The sequence below is a fragment of the Pseudonocardia nematodicida genome (genome assembly GCF_040105385.1).
In the GTDB taxonomy this organism is placed as follows: Bacteria; Actinomycetota; Actinomycetes; order Mycobacteriales; family Pseudonocardiaceae; genus Pseudonocardia; species Pseudonocardia nematodicida.
Genome location: NZ_JBEDNQ010000003.1, coordinates 544,890 through 560,915, shown reverse-complemented (window position 1 = coordinate 560,915; position 16,026 = coordinate 544,890). Strand labels below are relative to the sequence as shown.

At 71.7% G+C, this 16,026-nt stretch carries 15 protein-coding genes; 7 read left to right on the top strand and 8 right to left on the bottom strand.

The features are described 5' to 3' along the window. Window positions 1-19 precede the first annotated feature (19 nt). Window positions 20-400 (bottom strand): DUF5997 family protein, encoded by a 381-nt coding sequence (locus tag WIS52_RS10050; RefSeq protein ID WP_349297861.1) that lies wholly within the window; start codon window positions 398-400, stop codon window positions 20-22. A gap of 43 nt (window positions 401-443) precedes the next feature. Here WIS52_RS10050 and WIS52_RS10045 point away from each other — a divergent pair, with 43 nt between their 5' ends. From WIS52_RS10045 to WIS52_RS10035, 3 genes are read left to right on the top strand one after another with little or no spacing between them, the layout of a single operon-like run. Further along, entirely contained in the window at window positions 444-1,148 is a 705-nt protein-coding gene (locus WIS52_RS10045; RefSeq protein ID WP_349297860.1) for a LysR substrate-binding domain-containing protein, read from the top strand. Window positions 1,149-1,199: 51 nt separating this feature from the next. Continuing rightward, window positions 1,200-1,424: a type II toxin-antitoxin system Phd/YefM family antitoxin gene (locus WIS52_RS10040; RefSeq protein WP_349297859.1), complete on the top strand. Its 225-nt coding sequence runs from the start codon at window positions 1,200-1,202 to the stop codon at window positions 1,422-1,424. After that, a complete protein-coding gene (locus tag WIS52_RS10035) occupies window positions 1,421-1,816 on the top strand; it encodes a type II toxin-antitoxin system VapC family toxin (protein ID WP_349297858.1) in 396 nt (131 codons plus the stop codon). Before WIS52_RS10040 ends, WIS52_RS10035 begins: the two co-directional genes overlap by 4 nt. A gap of 174 nt (window positions 1,817-1,990) precedes the next feature. Here WIS52_RS10035 and WIS52_RS10030 read toward each other — a convergent pair whose 3' ends face one another. From WIS52_RS10030 to WIS52_RS10020, 3 genes are all read right to left on the bottom strand, one after another. Then, entirely contained in the window at window positions 1,991-3,445 is a 1,455-nt protein-coding gene (locus WIS52_RS10030) for an aldehyde dehydrogenase (NADP(+)) (protein WP_349297857.1), read from the bottom strand. Next, complete coding sequence (locus WIS52_RS10025; RefSeq protein WP_349297856.1) at window positions 3,442-4,398, bottom strand: dihydrodipicolinate synthase family protein; 957 nt, start codon at window positions 4,396-4,398, stop codon at window positions 3,442-3,444. Before WIS52_RS10025 ends, WIS52_RS10030 begins: the two co-directional genes overlap by 4 nt. A 91-nt stretch (window positions 4,399-4,489) precedes the next feature. Next, complete coding sequence (locus WIS52_RS10020) at window positions 4,490-5,185, bottom strand: GntR family transcriptional regulator (protein WP_349297855.1); 696 nt, start codon at window positions 5,183-5,185, stop codon at window positions 4,490-4,492. A gap of 257 nt (window positions 5,186-5,442) precedes the next feature. Here WIS52_RS10020 and WIS52_RS10015 point away from each other — a divergent pair, with 257 nt between their 5' ends. Continuing rightward, window positions 5,443-6,846, top strand: coding sequence for an Nramp family divalent metal transporter (locus WIS52_RS10015; protein ID WP_349297854.1), 1,404 nt, complete (start codon window positions 5,443-5,445; stop codon window positions 6,844-6,846). A 92-nt stretch (window positions 6,847-6,938) separates the two neighbouring features. Here WIS52_RS10015 and WIS52_RS10010 read toward each other — a convergent pair whose 3' ends face one another. The 4 genes from WIS52_RS10010 to WIS52_RS09995 all read right to left on the bottom strand — a co-directional run bounded on the left by WIS52_RS10010 (window position 6,939) and on the right by WIS52_RS09995 (window position 9,759). After that, window positions 6,939-7,136, bottom strand: a complete 198-nt coding sequence (locus tag WIS52_RS10010; RefSeq protein ID WP_349297853.1) for a hypothetical protein — start codon at window positions 7,134-7,136, stop codon at window positions 6,939-6,941. Then, a complete protein-coding gene (locus WIS52_RS10005) occupies window positions 7,133-7,756 on the bottom strand; it encodes a winged helix-turn-helix domain-containing protein (protein WP_349297852.1) in 624 nt (207 codons plus the stop codon). The genes WIS52_RS10010 and WIS52_RS10005 overlap by 4 nt, the downstream gene beginning before the upstream one ends. 66 nt (window positions 7,757-7,822) lie before the next feature. Then, complete coding sequence (locus WIS52_RS10000; protein WP_349297851.1) at window positions 7,823-8,530, bottom strand: alpha/beta fold hydrolase; 708 nt, start codon at window positions 8,528-8,530, stop codon at window positions 7,823-7,825. 275 nt (window positions 8,531-8,805) lie between these two features. Continuing rightward, window positions 8,806-9,759, bottom strand: a complete 954-nt coding sequence (locus tag WIS52_RS09995; RefSeq protein ID WP_349297850.1) for an acyl-CoA desaturase — start codon at window positions 9,757-9,759, stop codon at window positions 8,806-8,808. Between the two features lie 118 nt (window positions 9,760-9,877). Between WIS52_RS09995 and WIS52_RS09990 the strand changes: the two genes are divergently transcribed. The 3 genes from WIS52_RS09990 to WIS52_RS09980 all read left to right on the top strand — a co-directional run bounded on the left by WIS52_RS09990 (window position 9,878) and on the right by WIS52_RS09980 (window position 15,914). After that, a complete protein-coding gene (locus WIS52_RS09990) occupies window positions 9,878-10,912 on the top strand; it encodes an LLM class F420-dependent oxidoreductase (protein ID WP_349297849.1) in 1,035 nt (344 codons plus the stop codon). Window positions 10,913-11,082: 170 nt separating this feature from the next. Then, entirely contained in the window at window positions 11,083-11,862 is a 780-nt protein-coding gene (locus WIS52_RS09985; RefSeq protein WP_349297848.1) for a hypothetical protein, read from the top strand. Between the two features lie 158 nt (window positions 11,863-12,020). Beyond that, entirely contained in the window at window positions 12,021-15,914 is a 3,894-nt protein-coding gene (locus WIS52_RS09980) for a multifunctional oxoglutarate decarboxylase/oxoglutarate dehydrogenase thiamine pyrophosphate-binding subunit/dihydrolipoyllysine-residue succinyltransferase subunit (RefSeq protein WP_349297847.1), read from the top strand. Window positions 15,915-16,026: the final 112 nt, after the last annotated feature.

Here is a 16,026-nt window from a genome sequence, read left to right as displayed (position 1 = left end):
CGTCGTGCGGGCAACGGCCCTACTTCGCGCCGGACTGCGCGGCCTTGAGCCGGGCGGCCTCGCGGTCGGCCTCGGCCCGGACGAGGCGTTCGCGGCGCAGCCAGTCGGGCTGCTCCTCCTTCAGCGCCGCGATCTGCTCGGTGGTCAGCGGCTCGTCGATCCCGGCCCGGGCCAGCCCGGAGATCGAGACCCCCAGCCGGTCCGCGACGACCGGACGCGGGTGCGGGCCGCTGCTGCGCAGCTCGCGCAGCCACTCCGGCGGGCCGGCCTGCAGCGCGTTGAGCTCGTCGCGCGAGACGACGCCGTCCCGGAACTCGGCGGGGGTGGCGTCGAGAAGGACACCGAGCTTCTTCGCCGCCGTCGCGGGCTTCATGGTCTGGCCGGTCTTCTGCGGTGCCATCCCACCAGCGTATCGAGGAGTGAGCGGCGGATAGCCTGGGCCGGTGACCGGCCCGGGAGACACCGCAGCGTTCCGGCTCGGCTACGTCCCCGGCGTCACTCCGGGCAAGTGGGCCCGGATGTGGGCCGAGCGCGTCCCCGACGTTCCGCTGGACCTGGTCACGGTGACCGCGGCCGATGCGGAGGACGCCGTCCGGTCGGGCGCGGTGGACGCCGGCGTCGTCCGGCTGCCGATCGACCGGACCGGCCTGCACGCGATCCCGCTCTACACCGAGACCACGGTCGTCGTCGTGCCGAAGGACCACGTGGTCACCGCGGCCGAGCAGGTCACGCCCGGCGACCTCGCCGACGAGATCGTCCTGCACCCCTCGGACGGGACGCTCGTGTGGGCCGGTGACCCGCCGGGTTCGGCGGCGGCACACACCCCGGCGACGACGGCCGAGGCGGTCGAGCTCGTCGCCGCGGGCGTCGGCCTGCTGGTCGTCCCGCAGTCGCTCGCCCGCCTGCACCACCGCCGGGACCTCACCTACCGGCCGCTGGTCGACGGCCCCGAGTCGAGCGTCGTGCTGACCTGGCCGGACGCGGAGACCAGCGACCTGATGGAGCAGTTCATCGGGATCGTCCGGGGCCGGACGGTGAACAGCTCCCGCACGCCCGCACGGGCTGCGGAACGGCGTCCGGCAGCACCCGCCGCCCGCCCGGCGAAGGCCGGGCGGCGACCGGCTCGCCGTGGGAGGCCGCGGCGCTGACCGCACCGCCGAAACCTGGCCAGGTCAGCTTGGCCAGGCTAGCCTGTCGGCGTGACCGTGCAGGTGAACGTCCAGGAGGCCAAGACGCGGCTGTCGCAGCTGCTGGCAGCCGCCGAGCGCGGTGAGGAGGTCGTCATCGCCCGCGACGGCCACCCGGTCGCCCGCCTGGTCCCCACCGGAGAACCCGCTCCGCGCCGGGTCGGCTTCGTCGCGGGCTCGGTCCCGGACTCGTTCTTCGACCCCCTGCCCGACGACGAGCTGGCCCGCTGGGAATGACCACCGCGCTGCTGCTGGACACCCACGCGCTGCTCTGGACACTGCTCGAACCCGACCGGATCCCGGGCCCGACCCTCGACCGGATCCGGGACCCGCGATGCGAGCTGATCGTGTCGGCGGCCAGCGCCTGGGAGATCGCGACGAAGGTCCGGCTCGGGAAGCTGGCCGAGGCCGAGGCCGTCGTGCACGGCTACTCCGGGCACCTCGTCGGGCTCGGCGCCCGGGAACTGCCCATCACCTCGGCCGACGCCCTCACCGCCGGTTCCCTGAGCTGGGGGCACCGGGATCCGTTCGACCGGATCATCGTTGCCCAGTGCATGACCCGTTCCTACCCCCTGGCCACGGCCGACGAGACGCTCACCGCGTTCCCGGCGGTCACGACGATCTGGTGAGCTCGCGGTCGAGGTGGTGCCACACCCGCTCGAGCGCCGGCACCCCGTACCGTCCACTGCGGACTGCATTGCCGACGGTCAGTGGCTGGGGTCGAACATCGTCCCGTCCGGTAGCGCGCCCCGGCTCCAGGTGACGGGCCCCGGGCGCGCACCCCGTGCGCCCCGGGTCCGGTGCTACCGGCTGCCGCCGGACGGGGTCCCGTTGACCAGAGCAGGAGCCGGGCCGCCGTCGCGGAGCTCGGCGGGCAGCAGCGACTGCGGCAGGTTCTGGAAGGCCACCGGCCGGAGGAACCGGGTGATCGCCGCCGTCCCGACCGAGGTCGTCCCCGGTGCGGTCGTCGCCGGGTACGGCCCGCCGTGCTGCTGGGCGTGGCTGACCGTGACCCCGGTCGGCCACTGGTTCCACAGCACCCGGCCCGCCCGGTCGGCGAGCCGCTCGAGCAGCGCGGGCGCGATGCGGTCGTCCTCCTCCCCCACGACGGTCGCGGTCAGCTGCCCGGGCAGCAGCTCGGCCAGCGCGAGGAGCTCGTCCTCGTCGTCGTAGGCGACGAGCAGCGAGGCGGGCCCGAAGACCTCGTCGAGCACCGCCGGGTTGTCGAGGACGTACTTCAGGTCGGTCGCGACGAGCGACGGCGCCGGCGGGTCGGCGAGCGCCCCGTCGTCGAACCGGAGGGGCTCGACGCCGTCGTTCCCGGCCAGCGTCCCGAGCCCGGCGACGTAGCCCTGCTGGATGCGATCGTTCAGCAGTGGTGCCGGTGCCGGGAGGTCGTGCGCCGCGAGCAGCTCCCGCAGGTCCGAGTCGCGGGGATGGACGAGCACGCCCGGCTTGGTGCAGAACTGCCCGGCCCCGAGGGTGAAGGACCCGACGAAGCCCGCGGTGATCTCCTCCGCGCGCCGGCGGGCGGCCTCCCGGGTCACGAAGACCGGGTTGACCGAGCCGAGCTCGCCGAAGAACGGGATGGGGTCCGGCCGCTGCTGGGCCAGGTCGAACAGCGCCCGCCCGCCGGCGATGGACCCGGTGAAGGCACCGGCCCTGATCTGCGGCGCGAGCAGCAGCTCCCGTCCCTCGTCGATCCCGCTGACCAGCTGGAACAGGTCCTGCGGGGCGCCGTCGCCGGCCAGCGCGGCGACGACGACCGCAGCGGTCGCGGCGGAGAGGTCCGGGTGCCCGGGATGCGTCTTCACGACGACGGCGTTGCCGGCGGCCAGCGCCGACGCCGAGTCGCCGCCGATCACCGAGAACGCGAACGGGAAGTTGCTCGCGGCGAACACGGCGACCGGCCCCAGCGGCACCAGGGTCCGCCGGATGTCGGGGCGGGGCCCCATCGGCCACTCGGGGTCGGCGGTGTCGATGCGGGCGTCGAGGTAGGAGCCGTCGCGCAGGACCTCGGCGAACAGCCGGAGCTGGAAGGTCGTCCGGCCGAGCTCACCCCGCAGCCGCGGCTCCGGCAGGTGGGTCTCGCGCATCGCCGTCGGGACCAGCTCGTCGGCCGCGGCGTCGAGCCGGGCGGCGACCGCGTCGAGGGCCGCGGCCCGGACGGTCCGGTCGGCGCGGGCCCACTCCCGGGACGCGGTGGCCGCGGCCTCGGCCGTCGCGGCGACCGAGCGGGCGGTCTGCGCGGCGTTCACGCGACCGACCCCGCGAGCTCGCCGGTGCGCGCCACGTCGCCGGCGATGCCCCAGCGGTCCAGGATCGTCGTGACCTGACCCTTCAGCTCCGGGCGCAGCTCGGAGAGCGGGGCGCGGACGGTCGACCGGCAGAGTCCCAGCTGGGCCAGGGCCTCCTTGACGACCGAGACGTTGTTCTCCGACGCGTTGTCGGCGCGCATCTTCTCGAAGTCCAGGATGTCGCGCTGCTCGGCGAACGCGCGGGGGAAGTCGCCCGCGACCAGCGCCTCGTGGATCCGCAGGCTGCGCCCCGGGTCCACGTTCACCAGCCCGGAGGTGAACCCCTGCGCGCCGGCCGCGGCGAAGTAGGGCGCCCAGTTCTCGGCCAGGCCGCAGAGCCAGGTGACCCGGCCCTCCGGCACCAGGGCGAGGGTGTGCGAGAAGACCTCGACGTCGTTGATCGCGAACTTGATCGCGGTCACCTGCGGGACCGCCTCCAGCAGTCCCGCGATGGCCTGCGGGGTGACCCGGCGGTCCTTGATGTAGGGCACGATCGCGATCTCCGGAAACGCCCGCGCCAGGGTGCGGTGACCCTCGATCCAGCCCTGCAGCGACCAGAACGGGTGCACGGGCTGGTGCAACATGAAGGCGTCGGCGCCGGCAGCCAGCTGGGCCTCACCGTCGGCCAGCATCGTGGCCCGGTCGTGGCTCACGCCGGTGAGGATCAGCGAGTCGGGGACGGTGGCCTTCGTCAGCTCGACCGAGCGGAGCCGCTCGGCGGGCGAGAGCGAGAAGAACTCCCCGGTGTTGCCGTTCGGGGTGAAGATCGTGGCGCCCCGGTCTGCCGCCCGGCGCAGTACGGCCGTGTAGGCGTCGGAGTCGATCGACTCCGAGGTGGCGTCGAACGGGGTCACGTTGATCCCGACGACCCCGCGGATCCGTTCCTTCACGTCGTCGAAGCGGTGAGCGCTCATCGATTCCTCTCTCGTGGACGTGGTGCGATCGTATACCAAGATACCAATCTTTCGGACGTCGTCGCGCCCGCGGGCGACGCGCTCGCTCCGCTCAGTCCCGGCCGGCGACGGCGATCCGGTCCCGCGCCTGCGTGATGTGGTCGGTCAGCGCCGCCTCGGCCGCGTCGGCGTCCCGCGCGGCGACGGCGTCCAGGATCGCCCGGTGCTGCTCGGACTCGACCCGCCAGCTCGGGCTCGCCTCCCACAGGAAGCGGGTCGCGCCGAGCGCCGCGACGTCCTGCAGGTCGACCAGGATCCCGACGACGACGTAGTTCGGGGTCCCCGAGAACAACAGCTGATGGAAGGTCCGGTTCTGCTCGCTCCGCCCGACGCTGTCCGAGCGGTCGGTCGCCTGCTGGGCGAGGTCGAGTGCCATCCGGGCAGCACTCACCCGCTGGTCGAAGCCGGGCGCGTGGTGCCGCACGCAGTCGGCGACGGCCTGCGGCTCCAGCAGCAGCCGCGTCGAGTACACGTGCAGCACGTCGGCGGTCGACAGCTCGCGGACCCGCGCTCCCCGGTTGCGGACGAACTCGACCAGGCCACGGCGGGTCAGGTCGATCAGCGCCTCGCGGACCGGGGTCTTGGACACGCCCAGCTGCTCGGCGATGCGCCGCTCGACCAGGGCCTCACCCGGCTTCAGGCTCCCGGCGAGGATCGCCTCGCGCAGCGACTCCACCACCAGGTCGGACGTCGAGGACGGCAGGCCGGCCAGGGTCAACGGCTTGGAGGCGGCGAGGTCCAGGGACATGGCGTGGCGACCTTTCACGTCGGGACGACCACGGCCGGCGACAGGACGCCGCAAGCGCGTGATGTGTCCAGCCTAGCGCTCACAGCGTGCTGGTATACCAATATCCGAGTGTGCTACGTTCCCGCCCGGTGCCGGACCGCACACCCCGGGGCGCGCGTCCCGCCACCACGGCAGCCGACTGTCCGGCGTTTCGGCCGACCCATCCCGTTCGGCGGCGCCCGTACCACGGGCCCGAGTTGTTCAAAGGAGAGTGACCGGTGAGTGAACGCGCGACAGTGAAGTCGGCCGAACCGGACGGAGATCCCTACGTCCTCGACCCGTCCGGCGTCGTCGATCCCCCGACGACGCTGCGCGGCCGGTTCCGCCACCTCGGCCCCGGCCTGCTGATCTCCGCGAGCGTGGTCGGCTCCGGCGAGCTGATCCTCACGACGACCCTCGGAGCGCAGGCGGGGTTCGCCCTGCTCTGGATGGTCGTCCTGGCCACCACGGTGAAGGTCTGGGTCCAGATGGAGCTGGCCACCTGGACGATCCTGACCGGGAAGACCGCGATCCAGGGCTACAGCCAGGTCGGCAGGCGCTGGCGCGGCGCGAGCTGGATCAACGTCGTGTGGATCCTGGCCGAGATCCCCAGCATCATGAAGCGCGGCGCGCTGATCGGTGGCTCGGCGGCCGCCGGCAGCCTGATGTACCCGATCGTCGGCGAGTCGCTGAGCGGCCGGTCCCTGGTGGCGTGGTCACTGCTGATCACCGGCGTGACGATCGTGCTGCTGCTGACCAACAAGTACAAGCTGATCGAGCGGTTCTCGACGGCATCGGTCGTCCTCTTCACGCTCGCGACCGTGGTGCTGGCACTCGCGCTCCCGCTCACCCCGTTCGGCTACTCGGGCGGCGACCTCGTCTCCGGCCTCCAGTTCGCCATCCCGGCGGGGACGCTGGGCATCGCGATCGCGATGTTCGGGATCACCGGCGTCGGCGCGGACGAGATGACCGCCTACACGGTGTGGTGCATCGAGAAGGGCTACGCGAAGTTCACCGGCCCGAACGACGGCACCGAGGCGTGGGCGGAGCGCGCCCGCGGCTGGATCCGGGTGATGCGGGTCGACATCCTGGTCTCCTGGCTCATCACCACCGGCTGCACGCTGGGCTTCTACATCATCGGCGCCGCCGTCCTGCACCCGCAGGCGCTGGTCCCCTCCGGCAACGAGGTGATCAGCACGCTGTCCCGGATGTACACCGACACCCTCGGGACTTGGGCCAACGGGCTCTTCCTGGTCGCGGCGTTCGTGATCCTGTTCAGCACCGCGTTCGCGGTCGGCGCGGCCAACACCCGGCTCTGGGCCGACACGCTCGCCCGGCTCGGCGTCTACGACTTCGCCGACCAGGCGATGCGCAACAAGGTGACCCGGATCCTCATCGCCGTCATCCCGACGCTGTGGATGGTCGCGTACCTGTTCGTCCAGTCGCCGGTGCTGATGCTGCAGATCGGCGGCACGGCGACCGCGGTGTTCCTGGTCGCCGTGGTGATCAGTGTCTGGAAGCTGCGCAGCACCGAGGTCCCGAAGGAGTTCCGGAGCAGCACCTTCCTGACGACGATGCTGGCGCTCAGCAGCATCGCGATCCTGCTGCTGGGTGCCTACACGCTCTACGACACCTTCAGCTGACGACCGCGCCCCGGTTCGACCGAGGGGTACACCAGCGCAGTCCGGCCGCCGCCGGGAGCGCTGGTGTACCCCTCGACGACGTCGTGGACCGGTCAGGGCTCGAAGAGACCGGGGGTCCACGAGGCGGCCCGGGGACGGAGAGCCCACCAGGCGCGGGCGTAGCCGCGGCGCACCGCGTGGGTCACCCTCCGGCGGGAGCGGACGCGGCGGCACAGCCGCTCGGCCGCGGCCTCCGCGTGCAGCTCCCGCATCCTGGCGCGGGCGAGATCGGCCCAGACGTGCTCGTTCACGACGTGCTCCCTCCGGTCTCCTCCGGCGCCGCCCCGGGCGTCGCGTAGTCCGGCGGGCGCGGCAGCCACGCCCCCATGAACATCTCGACCGGTCGCGCCCCGGCAGGGCGAGCGGCCGGATCGCGCGCCCGGTCCGCGAACCGGCGCGCGATCCCGACGAACTCCTGACTGAGCTCGGCCAGCTCCTCGTTCGTCATCCAGGTGGCCCCGCCGCTGAACCCGGCCGCATCCCGCCACGCCGCGGTCTCCTGGCTCGAGCGCCGGTACCAGCGCTTCATCTTCTCCGCGGCTCGATCCACGTAGACCTCGGACAGCGTCTCGGCGGCCATCGCCGTCTCCGGGTCCATGTCGTCCTGAACGCCCCAGGACTGGCCGTACTGCACGAGCCGCCACGGCTTCTCCCGCCCGCGCCCGCCCTCGGCCGGCTCGACGAACCCGTACTTGGCCAGGATCCCGAGGTGGTAGGCGCAGCTGGCGACGCTCTCCCCGGTCAGCTCCGCGCACCGGGTGGCGGTCGCGGTCCGCTCCAGACCGACCACCTCCAGGAGCTCCACCCGCAGCGGATGGGACAGCGCCCGCAGCCGGGCCGGATCGGTGAGCGTGTAGGGCTCCTTCGGCATGCGAATCAAGATACCTTGCTCAAGACTTCTTGAACAAGACTCCTTTCTCAACACTCCTTGATTCGATCACCGCAGCTCGGCGAGCACCCCCGCGAGCCGATCGGGCTCGGAGAACATCGGCCAGTGCCCCGTCGGCAGCTCCACGAACGACCACTCCGGCCCGCCCATCTCGGCGAACCCCGGCACCCCGGCGTCGATCATCGGGCGGACCTGGCCCGGGGTGAAGCTGCAGGCCACGACAGCCTTCGGCAGCGACGGGTCCGGCGTCCCGCGCCGGACACCGGTCAGCACCGCACCGGCGGGCTCGACCAGTGAGCGGGCGTGCACCTCGTCGAACCGCGCGTCCGAGATGCCCTCGGTGCTCGTGCCGAGCTCGGCGAACTCCGCGCGGGTGGGCATCGGCTGCCCGGTGCCGTCCTTCTCGACGGCGGCCCGGATCCACTCCTGCACCTCCGGCGGGGTGAACTCGACCTGGGCCACGCCGTCGGGCAGCGGTCCGGTGTCGACGAACACCAGCCGCGCCACCCTGTCCCGAGCCCGCTCGGCCGCCGCCGCGCAGACCGGCCCGCCGCCGCTGTGCCCGACGAGCACGGCACGGTCCACACCGGACAGAGCTCTCCGGACGTCGTCGACGTGGGTCTCCGCGGTGTCGCCGGGTGCGTGCCCGAGCTCGACCGCGACCACCTCGTGACCGCGGGCACGCACGTCCGCGGCCACCGCGTCCCATGCCCACGCTCCGAGCCAGAACCCCGGGACCAGCACGTATGTCGTCATGCCGGGGACTGTCCCACCGATCGCGGACAGCTTCCGCCCTTGACGCGGACGCCCGCCTCCGCGGCCGACGCGCGCTGATCCACGGTCCGCGCGGCCGGCGGATCAGCGCTCGTTCACCGGGTCGGCGCAGGCGGTGGGTCCGCGCGCGGGATCGGCCATCGGGCGATGCCGCGCCGACCTCCGAGGCCGGGAGAGGTCTGCGAGGTCGCACACGACGGAGCCCCGCACGGACATCGTCCGTGCGGGGCTCCGGGGCGTGCGACGCGGGAGGGAGGTCAGGCCGCCTTCGCCGAGAGCTTCTCCAGGCGGCGGGTGGTGGGCCAGCGGACGTTGGTCGCCCACCCGGCCTTCTCGAAGCCACGGATGACCACGGCCGAGATGTCGATCTGGCCCTTCTTCACGCCGTGCCGGGCGCAGGTCGGGTCGGCGTGGTGCAGGTTGTGCCAGGACTCGCCGAACGAGAGCACCGCCAGCCACCAGACGTTCGCGGACTTGTCCCGCGAGGCGAACGGGCGCTCGCCCCAGATGTGGCAGATCGAGTTGATCGACCAGGTGACGTGGTGCAGCACCGCGACGCGGACGATGCCCGCCCAGAAGAACGCGGTGAACGCGCCCCACCAGGACATCGTGAGCAGGCCGCCGAGCAGCGCCGGGCCGAGCAGGCTGGCCATGACGATGAGCGGGAACGCCTTCTGCAGGCGGAGCATGTCCTTGTCGGCGACCAGGTCCGGCGCGAACCGGTTCATGTTGGTGAGGTCGCGGTCGAAGATCCAGCCCATGTGCGAGTGCCAGAAGCCCTTGACCAGGGCCTTGGGTCCGGTGCCGTAGAGCCACGGCGAGTGCGGGTCGCCCTCCTTGTCGGAGAACGCGTGGTGCCGGCGGTGGTCGCCGACCCAGTCGAGGACACCGCCCTGCAGCGCGATGCTGCCCGCGATCGCCAGTGCGATCCGCAGCGGCCGCTTCGCCTTGAACGAGCCGTGGGTGAAGTACCGGTGGAAGCCGACCGTGATCCCGAGCCCGCTGATCAGGTAGAAGACCGCGAAGAGCGCGACGTCGACCCAGCCGAGCCCCCAGCCCCAGGCGAACGGGATGGCGGCGAGCAGCGCCAGCGTCGGGCCGGCCACGAACACCGCGATCAGGGCCATCGCGCCGGGCGGGCGGGTCCCCTCGGTGATCGGGGCGGGCCCCTTGCGGGTGCTGGTGCCGGGTGGAGCGGCCTCGAGCGTCATGACTCCATGAAACAGACGGGAGGCCCGTACGGGCAGTGCGGAATACCCCCGTATCGCTCTTCGGGTTCCGCGGCACCGGGAGACCCATGACACATGACCCGCGGGTAACTTGGCAAGGGTGAAGCTCTCCACGGTGCTCCCCTACGGCGACGACCCGATCCGGAACGCGGACGCGGTCACCGACATGGAGCGGGCGGGTCTCGACGTCGTCTGGGCCGCCGAGGCCTACAGCTTCGACGCCGTCTCGCTGCTCGGATACCTCGCCGCCCGGACCGAGCGGGTCGAGATCGGCTCGGCGATCCTGCCCGTCTACTCGCGCACGCCGACCCTCACCGCGATGACCGCGGCCGGCCTGGACGCGCTGTCCGACGGCCGGTTCAACCTCGGCCTCGGCGCGTCCGGCCCGCAGGTGATCGAGGGCTTCCACGGCGTCCCCTACGACAAGCCGGTCGGCCGGACGCGCGAGATCATCGAGATCTGCCGGACGGTGTGGCGCCGCGAGGAGAAGCTCGTCCACGACGGTCTCTACCCGATCCCGCTGCCCGAGGGCCGGGGTACCGGGCTCGGCAAGCCCCTGAAGATCATCAACCACCCGCGACGGCCGGACATCCCGGTCTGGGTGGCCGCCCTCGGCGAGAAGAACCTGGAGATGACCGCCGAGCTGGCCGACGGCTGGCTGCCGCACGTCGTGCTGCCGGAGAAGATCCGGGAGGTGTTCGGCCCGGCCCTGGACGCGGGGTTCGCGAAACGCGCGCCGGAGCTCGGGCCACTGCAGATCACCGGCGGCGGGATCTGCGCGCTGGAGGAGGAGTGGTTCGAGCCGGCGCGGCAGGCCGCGCGGGGTCTCTACGCGCTCTACATCGGAGGGATGGGCGCGCGCGGCAAGAACTTCTACAACACGGTGTTCGCCAAGCAGGGCTACGCCGAGGCCGCGCGCGTCGTGCAGGACCTCTACCTCGACGGACGCAAGGAGGAGGCCATGGCCGCCCTCCCGGACGAGTTCATCGACAAGGTCAGCCTGATCGGCCCGGAGGGCCACGTCCGGGAGCGGATCGCGGCGTTGCGCGAGAACGGGATCACCCACCTGCACGTGAGCCCGATGACCGGCGACGTGAACGGCATGTTCGACCGGCTCAAGACCTGGATCTCCTGAGGCGCAGCGGATTGCGCGACGCGGTGGTGCGAACGGCCCTGGCGGGATCTGCGCCGTTCGGCCCAACGCCGGGGGCCGCGTCACCGCTCGTATCCGGGCCGTACAGAATGTGTGACGTCGTCCACGGTCGCCGCGTCCCTCTCGGTGACACAACGAGGAGGAGCGCTGAGTTGTTGGAGCTGGCCATCCGGACCTCCGACGAGCCGATCTCCCCCGGTCAGTACCGGCACACCGCCACCCACGCCTGGTGGATGGGCACGTACCTCAGCGGTGACGAGTTCTGCGTGCACTACTCCGAGCACCTGCTCCAGCAGTGGACGCCGGTCGATCCGGGCGAGGACTGGCTGCTCGACCGTGAGCTGACCGGACGGCTGCAGTGGCTCTGCGGCGACGGTGCGGCGGCCGTCGAGAACGGCTTCCTGCTCGCCGACCAGTGGCCCACCGGCCGCTTCCGCGCGCCGCACGGCGACTTCTACGCCGCCCTGCACGGCCACCGGCCGGCGTCGAAGCCCGGGGCGTGGGCGAACCCGACCGCGGCGTTCCTGGCCGCGCTGCCCGGCGACCCGGACGAGATGCTGCGCCGGCTGGTCGCCGACAGCCCGCCCGGCCGCGGCTACACCGGACCGTTCCAGAGCGCGGTCGACGCGCTGCGCACCTGCCGCGTCCCGGCCGAGCTGCGCGCGGTGATCTACGACGCACTGCGCCGGCTGCCCACGGTGGAGCTCGGCGAGGCCACCGACCTGGACGGCCAGGTCCACCCGGCACTCGTGCACGACGACGGCCCGCTCCGCAGCGAGCTGCTGATCTCCCCGGTCGACGGCCAGTACGCCGGCGAGCGGGACACGGTCCGGCGTCCGGGCCGGGTCGGCCCGCCGGTCGGCACGGTCATCGCGGAGACGGCGGTGTCGACGTCGGTCGTCGACGTCCTCGGATCGCCGCCCGGCTTCTGAGAGTCCCGGCGGGACTCGTACTGAATCGAGAACGTGACCGATCGATCACGACAAGGTCACAGCGCGAACCCCGACACGCTGCCCCGCCGCGCCGTGTGGCGACTAACCTGGTAGGCGGTCGCGACAAATCGAGCAGCGAACAAGGCGGTTGACGCAGAGTGTCATCGAGCAGTACCTCCCATCAGGCGAGCGACTTCGGTCCCAACGAGTGGCTCGTCGAGGAGATGTACCAGCGCTTCCAGGAGGACCCGTCGGCCGTGGACCCGGCCTGGCACGAGTTCTTCGCCGACTACGTCAAGGACGGTGACGGGCAGTCCTCGGCGCCCGACGTCGAGGAGGCCGGCTCCGACGCCGCCACCCCGTCCTCGGCCGGGCAGAACGGCGCCGTGCCGTCCGGCGGGGTCACCCGCGGGTCGGCGACCGAGGACGACGAGAACGACGACGCGGAGGCGGCGCCGGCGCAGAAGCCCGTGCGGAACGGCACGGAGACCGCGGGCCGGGCCTCGCGGTCGTCGGCCGACGTCCCGCCCCCCGTGACACCGAAGGCCGAGCCGGCCCCCGCGGACACGAAGGCGCGCACGGCCGAGGTGCCGTCGCCGAACGGCACCGCCAAGACCGCCGCGAAGCCGGCCGCGGGCAGCGGCTCGAAGGCCGCCAAGCCGGCGCAGGACGGGGGTGGCGCGACCACCACCCCGCTGCGGGGTGCCGCGAACGCCATCGCCAAGAACATGACCGCCTCGCTGGAACTGCCGACGGCGACGAGCGTCCGCGCGGTCCCGGCGAAGCTGCTCGCCGACAACCGCATCGTCATCAACAACCACCTCAAGCGCACCCGCGGCGGGAAGCTGTCGTTCACGCACCTGATCGGCTATGCGCTGATCAAGGCGCTGGCCGACTTCCCGAACATGAACCGGCACTTCGCCGAGACCGACGGCAAGGCCTCGGTGGTCACCCCCGAGCACGTCAACCTCGGCCTGGCGATGGACATGCCGGGCAAGGACGGCAGCCGCACCCTGATCGTCGTGTCGATCAAGGGCACCGAGAACATGTCCTTCGGGCAGTTCTGGGCCGCCTACGAGGCGATGGTCCGCAAGGCCCGGGACGGCAAGCTGACCGCCGAGGACTTCTCCGGCACCACGATCAGCCTGACCAACCCGGGCACCCTGGGCACCAACCACTCGGTGCCGCGGCTGACCGTCGGCCAGGGCGCGATCGTCGGCGTCGGCGCGATGGAGTACCCGGCCGCCTTCCAGGGCGCGTCCGAGGAGCGGCTCACCGAGCTCGGCATCAGCAAGATCATCACGCTGACGTCGACCTACGACCACCGGATCATCCAGGGCGCCGAGTCCGGCGACTTCCTGCGCCGGGTGCACCAGCTGCTGCTCGGCGAGGACGGCTTCTACGACGAGGTCTTCGCGTCGCTGCGGGTCCCCTACGAGCCGATCCGCTGGGTCCAGGACTTCCCCGAGGGCGAGGTCGACAAGACCGCCCGGGTGCTCGAGCTGATCGAGTCGTTCCGCACCCGCGGCCACCTGATGGCCGACACCGACCCGCTGAACTACCGCCAGCGCCGGCACCCGGACCTGGACGTGCTCAGCCACGGGCTGACCCTGTGGGACCTCGACCGCGAGTTCGCCGTCGGCGGCTTCGGCGGCAAGACCCACATGAAGCTGCGCGACGTGCTCGGCCTGCTGCGCAACTCGTACTGCCGCACGATCGGCACCGAGTACATGCACATCGCCGACCCCGAGCAGCGGAAGTGGCTCGAGGAGCGGATCGAGATCCCGCACGTCAAGCCGGACCAGAGCGAGCAGAAGTACATCCTGTCCCGGCTCAACGCCGCCGAGGCGTTCGAGACGTTCCTGCAGACCAAGTACGTCGGGCAGAAGCGGTTCTCGCTGGAGGGCGGCGAGACCGTCATCCCGCTGCTGGACGCGGTCCTGGACAAGTCCGCCGAGCGCGAGCTCGACGAGGTCGTCATCGGCATGCCGCACCGCGGCCGGCTCAACGTGCTGGCCAACATCGTCGGCAAGCCGATCAGCCAGATCTTCCGCGAGTTCGAGGGCAACCTCGACCCGGGCCAGGCGCACGGCTCCGGCGACGTGAAGTACCACCTCGGCGCCGAGGGCAAGTACTTCCGGATGTTCGGCGACGGCGAGACGACCGTCTCGCTGACCGCGAACCCGTCGCACCTCGAGGCCGTGGACCCGGTGCTGGAGGGCATCGTCCGGGCCAAGCAGGACATCCTCGACAAGGGCGACGGCGGCTTCACCGTCCTGCCGGTCCTGCTGCACGGCGACGCCGCGTTCGCCGGCCAGGGCGTGGTGGCCGAGACGCTGAACCTGGCGCTGCTGCGCGGCTACCGCACCGGCGGCACCGTGCACGTCGTGGTCAACAACCAGGTCGGGTTCACCACGGCGCCGGAGCACTCGCGCTCGTCGCAGTACTGCACCGACGTCGCGAAGATGATCGGCGCGCCGGTCTTCCACGTGAACGGCGACGACCCGGAGGCCTGCGTCTGGGTGGCCAAGCTGGCGGTCGAGTACCGCGAGCGGTGGAACAACGACGTCGTGATCGACATGATCTGCTACCGGCGCCGGGGCCACAACGAGGGCGACGACCCGTCGATGACCCAGCCGTCGATGTACGACATCATCGACGCCAAGCGCAGCGTCCGGAAGATCTACACCGAGTCGCTGATCGGCCGCGGTGACATCACCATGGAGGAGGCCGAGCAGGCGCTCAAGGACTTCTCCAACCAGCTGGAGCACGTCTTCAACGAGGTGCGCGAGCTGGAGAAGACCCCGCCGGTCATCTCCCCGTCGATCGAGCAGGAACAGCAGGTCCCGAGCGACCTGGACACCTCGATCCCGCTCGAGATGATCCACCGGATCGGCGACGTGCACGAGAACCTCCCCGAGGGCTTCTCCGTCCACAAGCGGGTCGAGCCGGTGCTCAAGAAGCGGCACACGATGTCCCGTGAGGGCAACGTGGACTGGTCGTTCGCCGAGCTGCTCGCCATGGGTTCGCTGGCGATGGACGGCAAGCTGATCCGGCTGTCCGGTCAGGACTCCCGGCGCGGCACGTTCGTGCAGCGGCACTCGGTGCTCATCGACCGCAAGACCGGCGCGGAGTACTTCCCGCTGCGCAACCTGTCGGAGAACCAGGCCCGGTTCCTGCCCTACGACTCGGCGCTCTCGGAGTTCGCCGCGGTCGGCTTCGAGTACGGCTACTCGGTCGCCAACCCGGACGCGCTCGTCATGTGGGAGGGCCAGTTCGGCGACTTCGTCAACGGCGCCCAGTCGATCATCGACGAGTTCATCTCGTCCGGTGAGGCGAAGTGGGGGCAGCTCTCCGACGTCGCGATGCTGCTGCCGCACGGCCTGGAGGGCCAGGGCCCGGACCACAGCTCCGGCCGCATCGAGCGGTTCCTGCAGCTGTGCGCCGAGGGCTCGATGACGGTCGCGCTGCCGTCGGACCCGGCGAACTACTTCCACCTGCTGCGCCAGCACACCCTCGACGGTGTGCGCCGCCCGCTGGTGGTGTTCACGCCGAAGTGGATGCTGCGCGCCAAGCAGGTCGTCAGCCCGCTCTCGGAGTTCACCGACGGCCGGTTCCGTCCGGTGATCGACGACCCGGAGCACGCCGCGACCGACGGTCCGGTCACCGGCGTGAAGCGGGTGCTGTTCTGCTCCGGCAAGATCTACTGGGAGCTCGCGGCCGCGAAGGACAAGCGCCGCAAGAACGGCGACACCTCGGTCGAGGAGACCGCGCTGGTGCGGGTCGAGCGGCTCTACCCGGTGCCCACCGCGGAGATCGCCGAGATCCTCGAGCGCTACCCCGAGGCGGACGACATCCGCTGGGTGCAGGAGGAGCCGGCGAACCAGGGCTCGTGGCCGTTCTACGGCCTGGAGCTGCCGCAGAAGCTGCCGGAGCTGCAGGGCCGGTTCACCCGGGTGTCCCGGCGGCGGATGGCGGCCCCGGCCGCCGGGTCGTCGAAGGTGCACGAGGTCGAGCAGGCCGAGCTGATCGACAAGGCGTTCGCGAAGTAGGAGCGTCCCCCTCCCCCTCCCCCTCCCCCGGGCTTACTCATGACGCTTTGGTTCGGCCATACCGAACTAAAGCGTCATGAGTCGGGACGGGACGGGTCGGCCCGGGCGGGTG

What these genes read in the sequence shown, in the direction of transcription:
- WIS52_RS10000 (WP_349297851.1), bottom strand. Translation starts at nt 8,530, where the DNA reads ATGACGACATACGTGCTGGTCCCGGGGTTCTGGCTCGGAGCGTGGGCA.
- WIS52_RS10035 (WP_349297858.1), top strand. Translation starts at nt 1,421, where the DNA reads ATGACCACCGCGCTGCTGCTGGACACCCACGCGCTGCTCTGGACACTG.
- WIS52_RS10020 (WP_349297855.1), bottom strand. Translation starts at nt 5,185, where the DNA reads ATGTCCCTGGACCTCGCCGCCTCCAAGCCGTTGACCCTGGCCGGCCTG.
- WIS52_RS10050 (WP_349297861.1), bottom strand. Translation starts at nt 400, where the DNA reads ATGGCACCGCAGAAGACCGGCCAGACCATGAAGCCCGCGACGGCGGCG.
- WIS52_RS10025 (WP_349297856.1), bottom strand. Translation starts at nt 4,398, where the DNA reads ATGAGCGCTCACCGCTTCGACGACGTGAAGGAACGGATCCGCGGGGTC.
- WIS52_RS10005 (WP_349297852.1), bottom strand. Translation starts at nt 7,756, where the DNA reads ATGCCGAAGGAGCCCTACACGCTCACCGATCCGGCCCGGCTGCGGGCG.
- WIS52_RS09995 (WP_349297850.1), bottom strand. Translation starts at nt 9,759, where the DNA reads ATGACGCTCGAGGCCGCTCCACCCGGCACCAGCACCCGCAAGGGGCCC.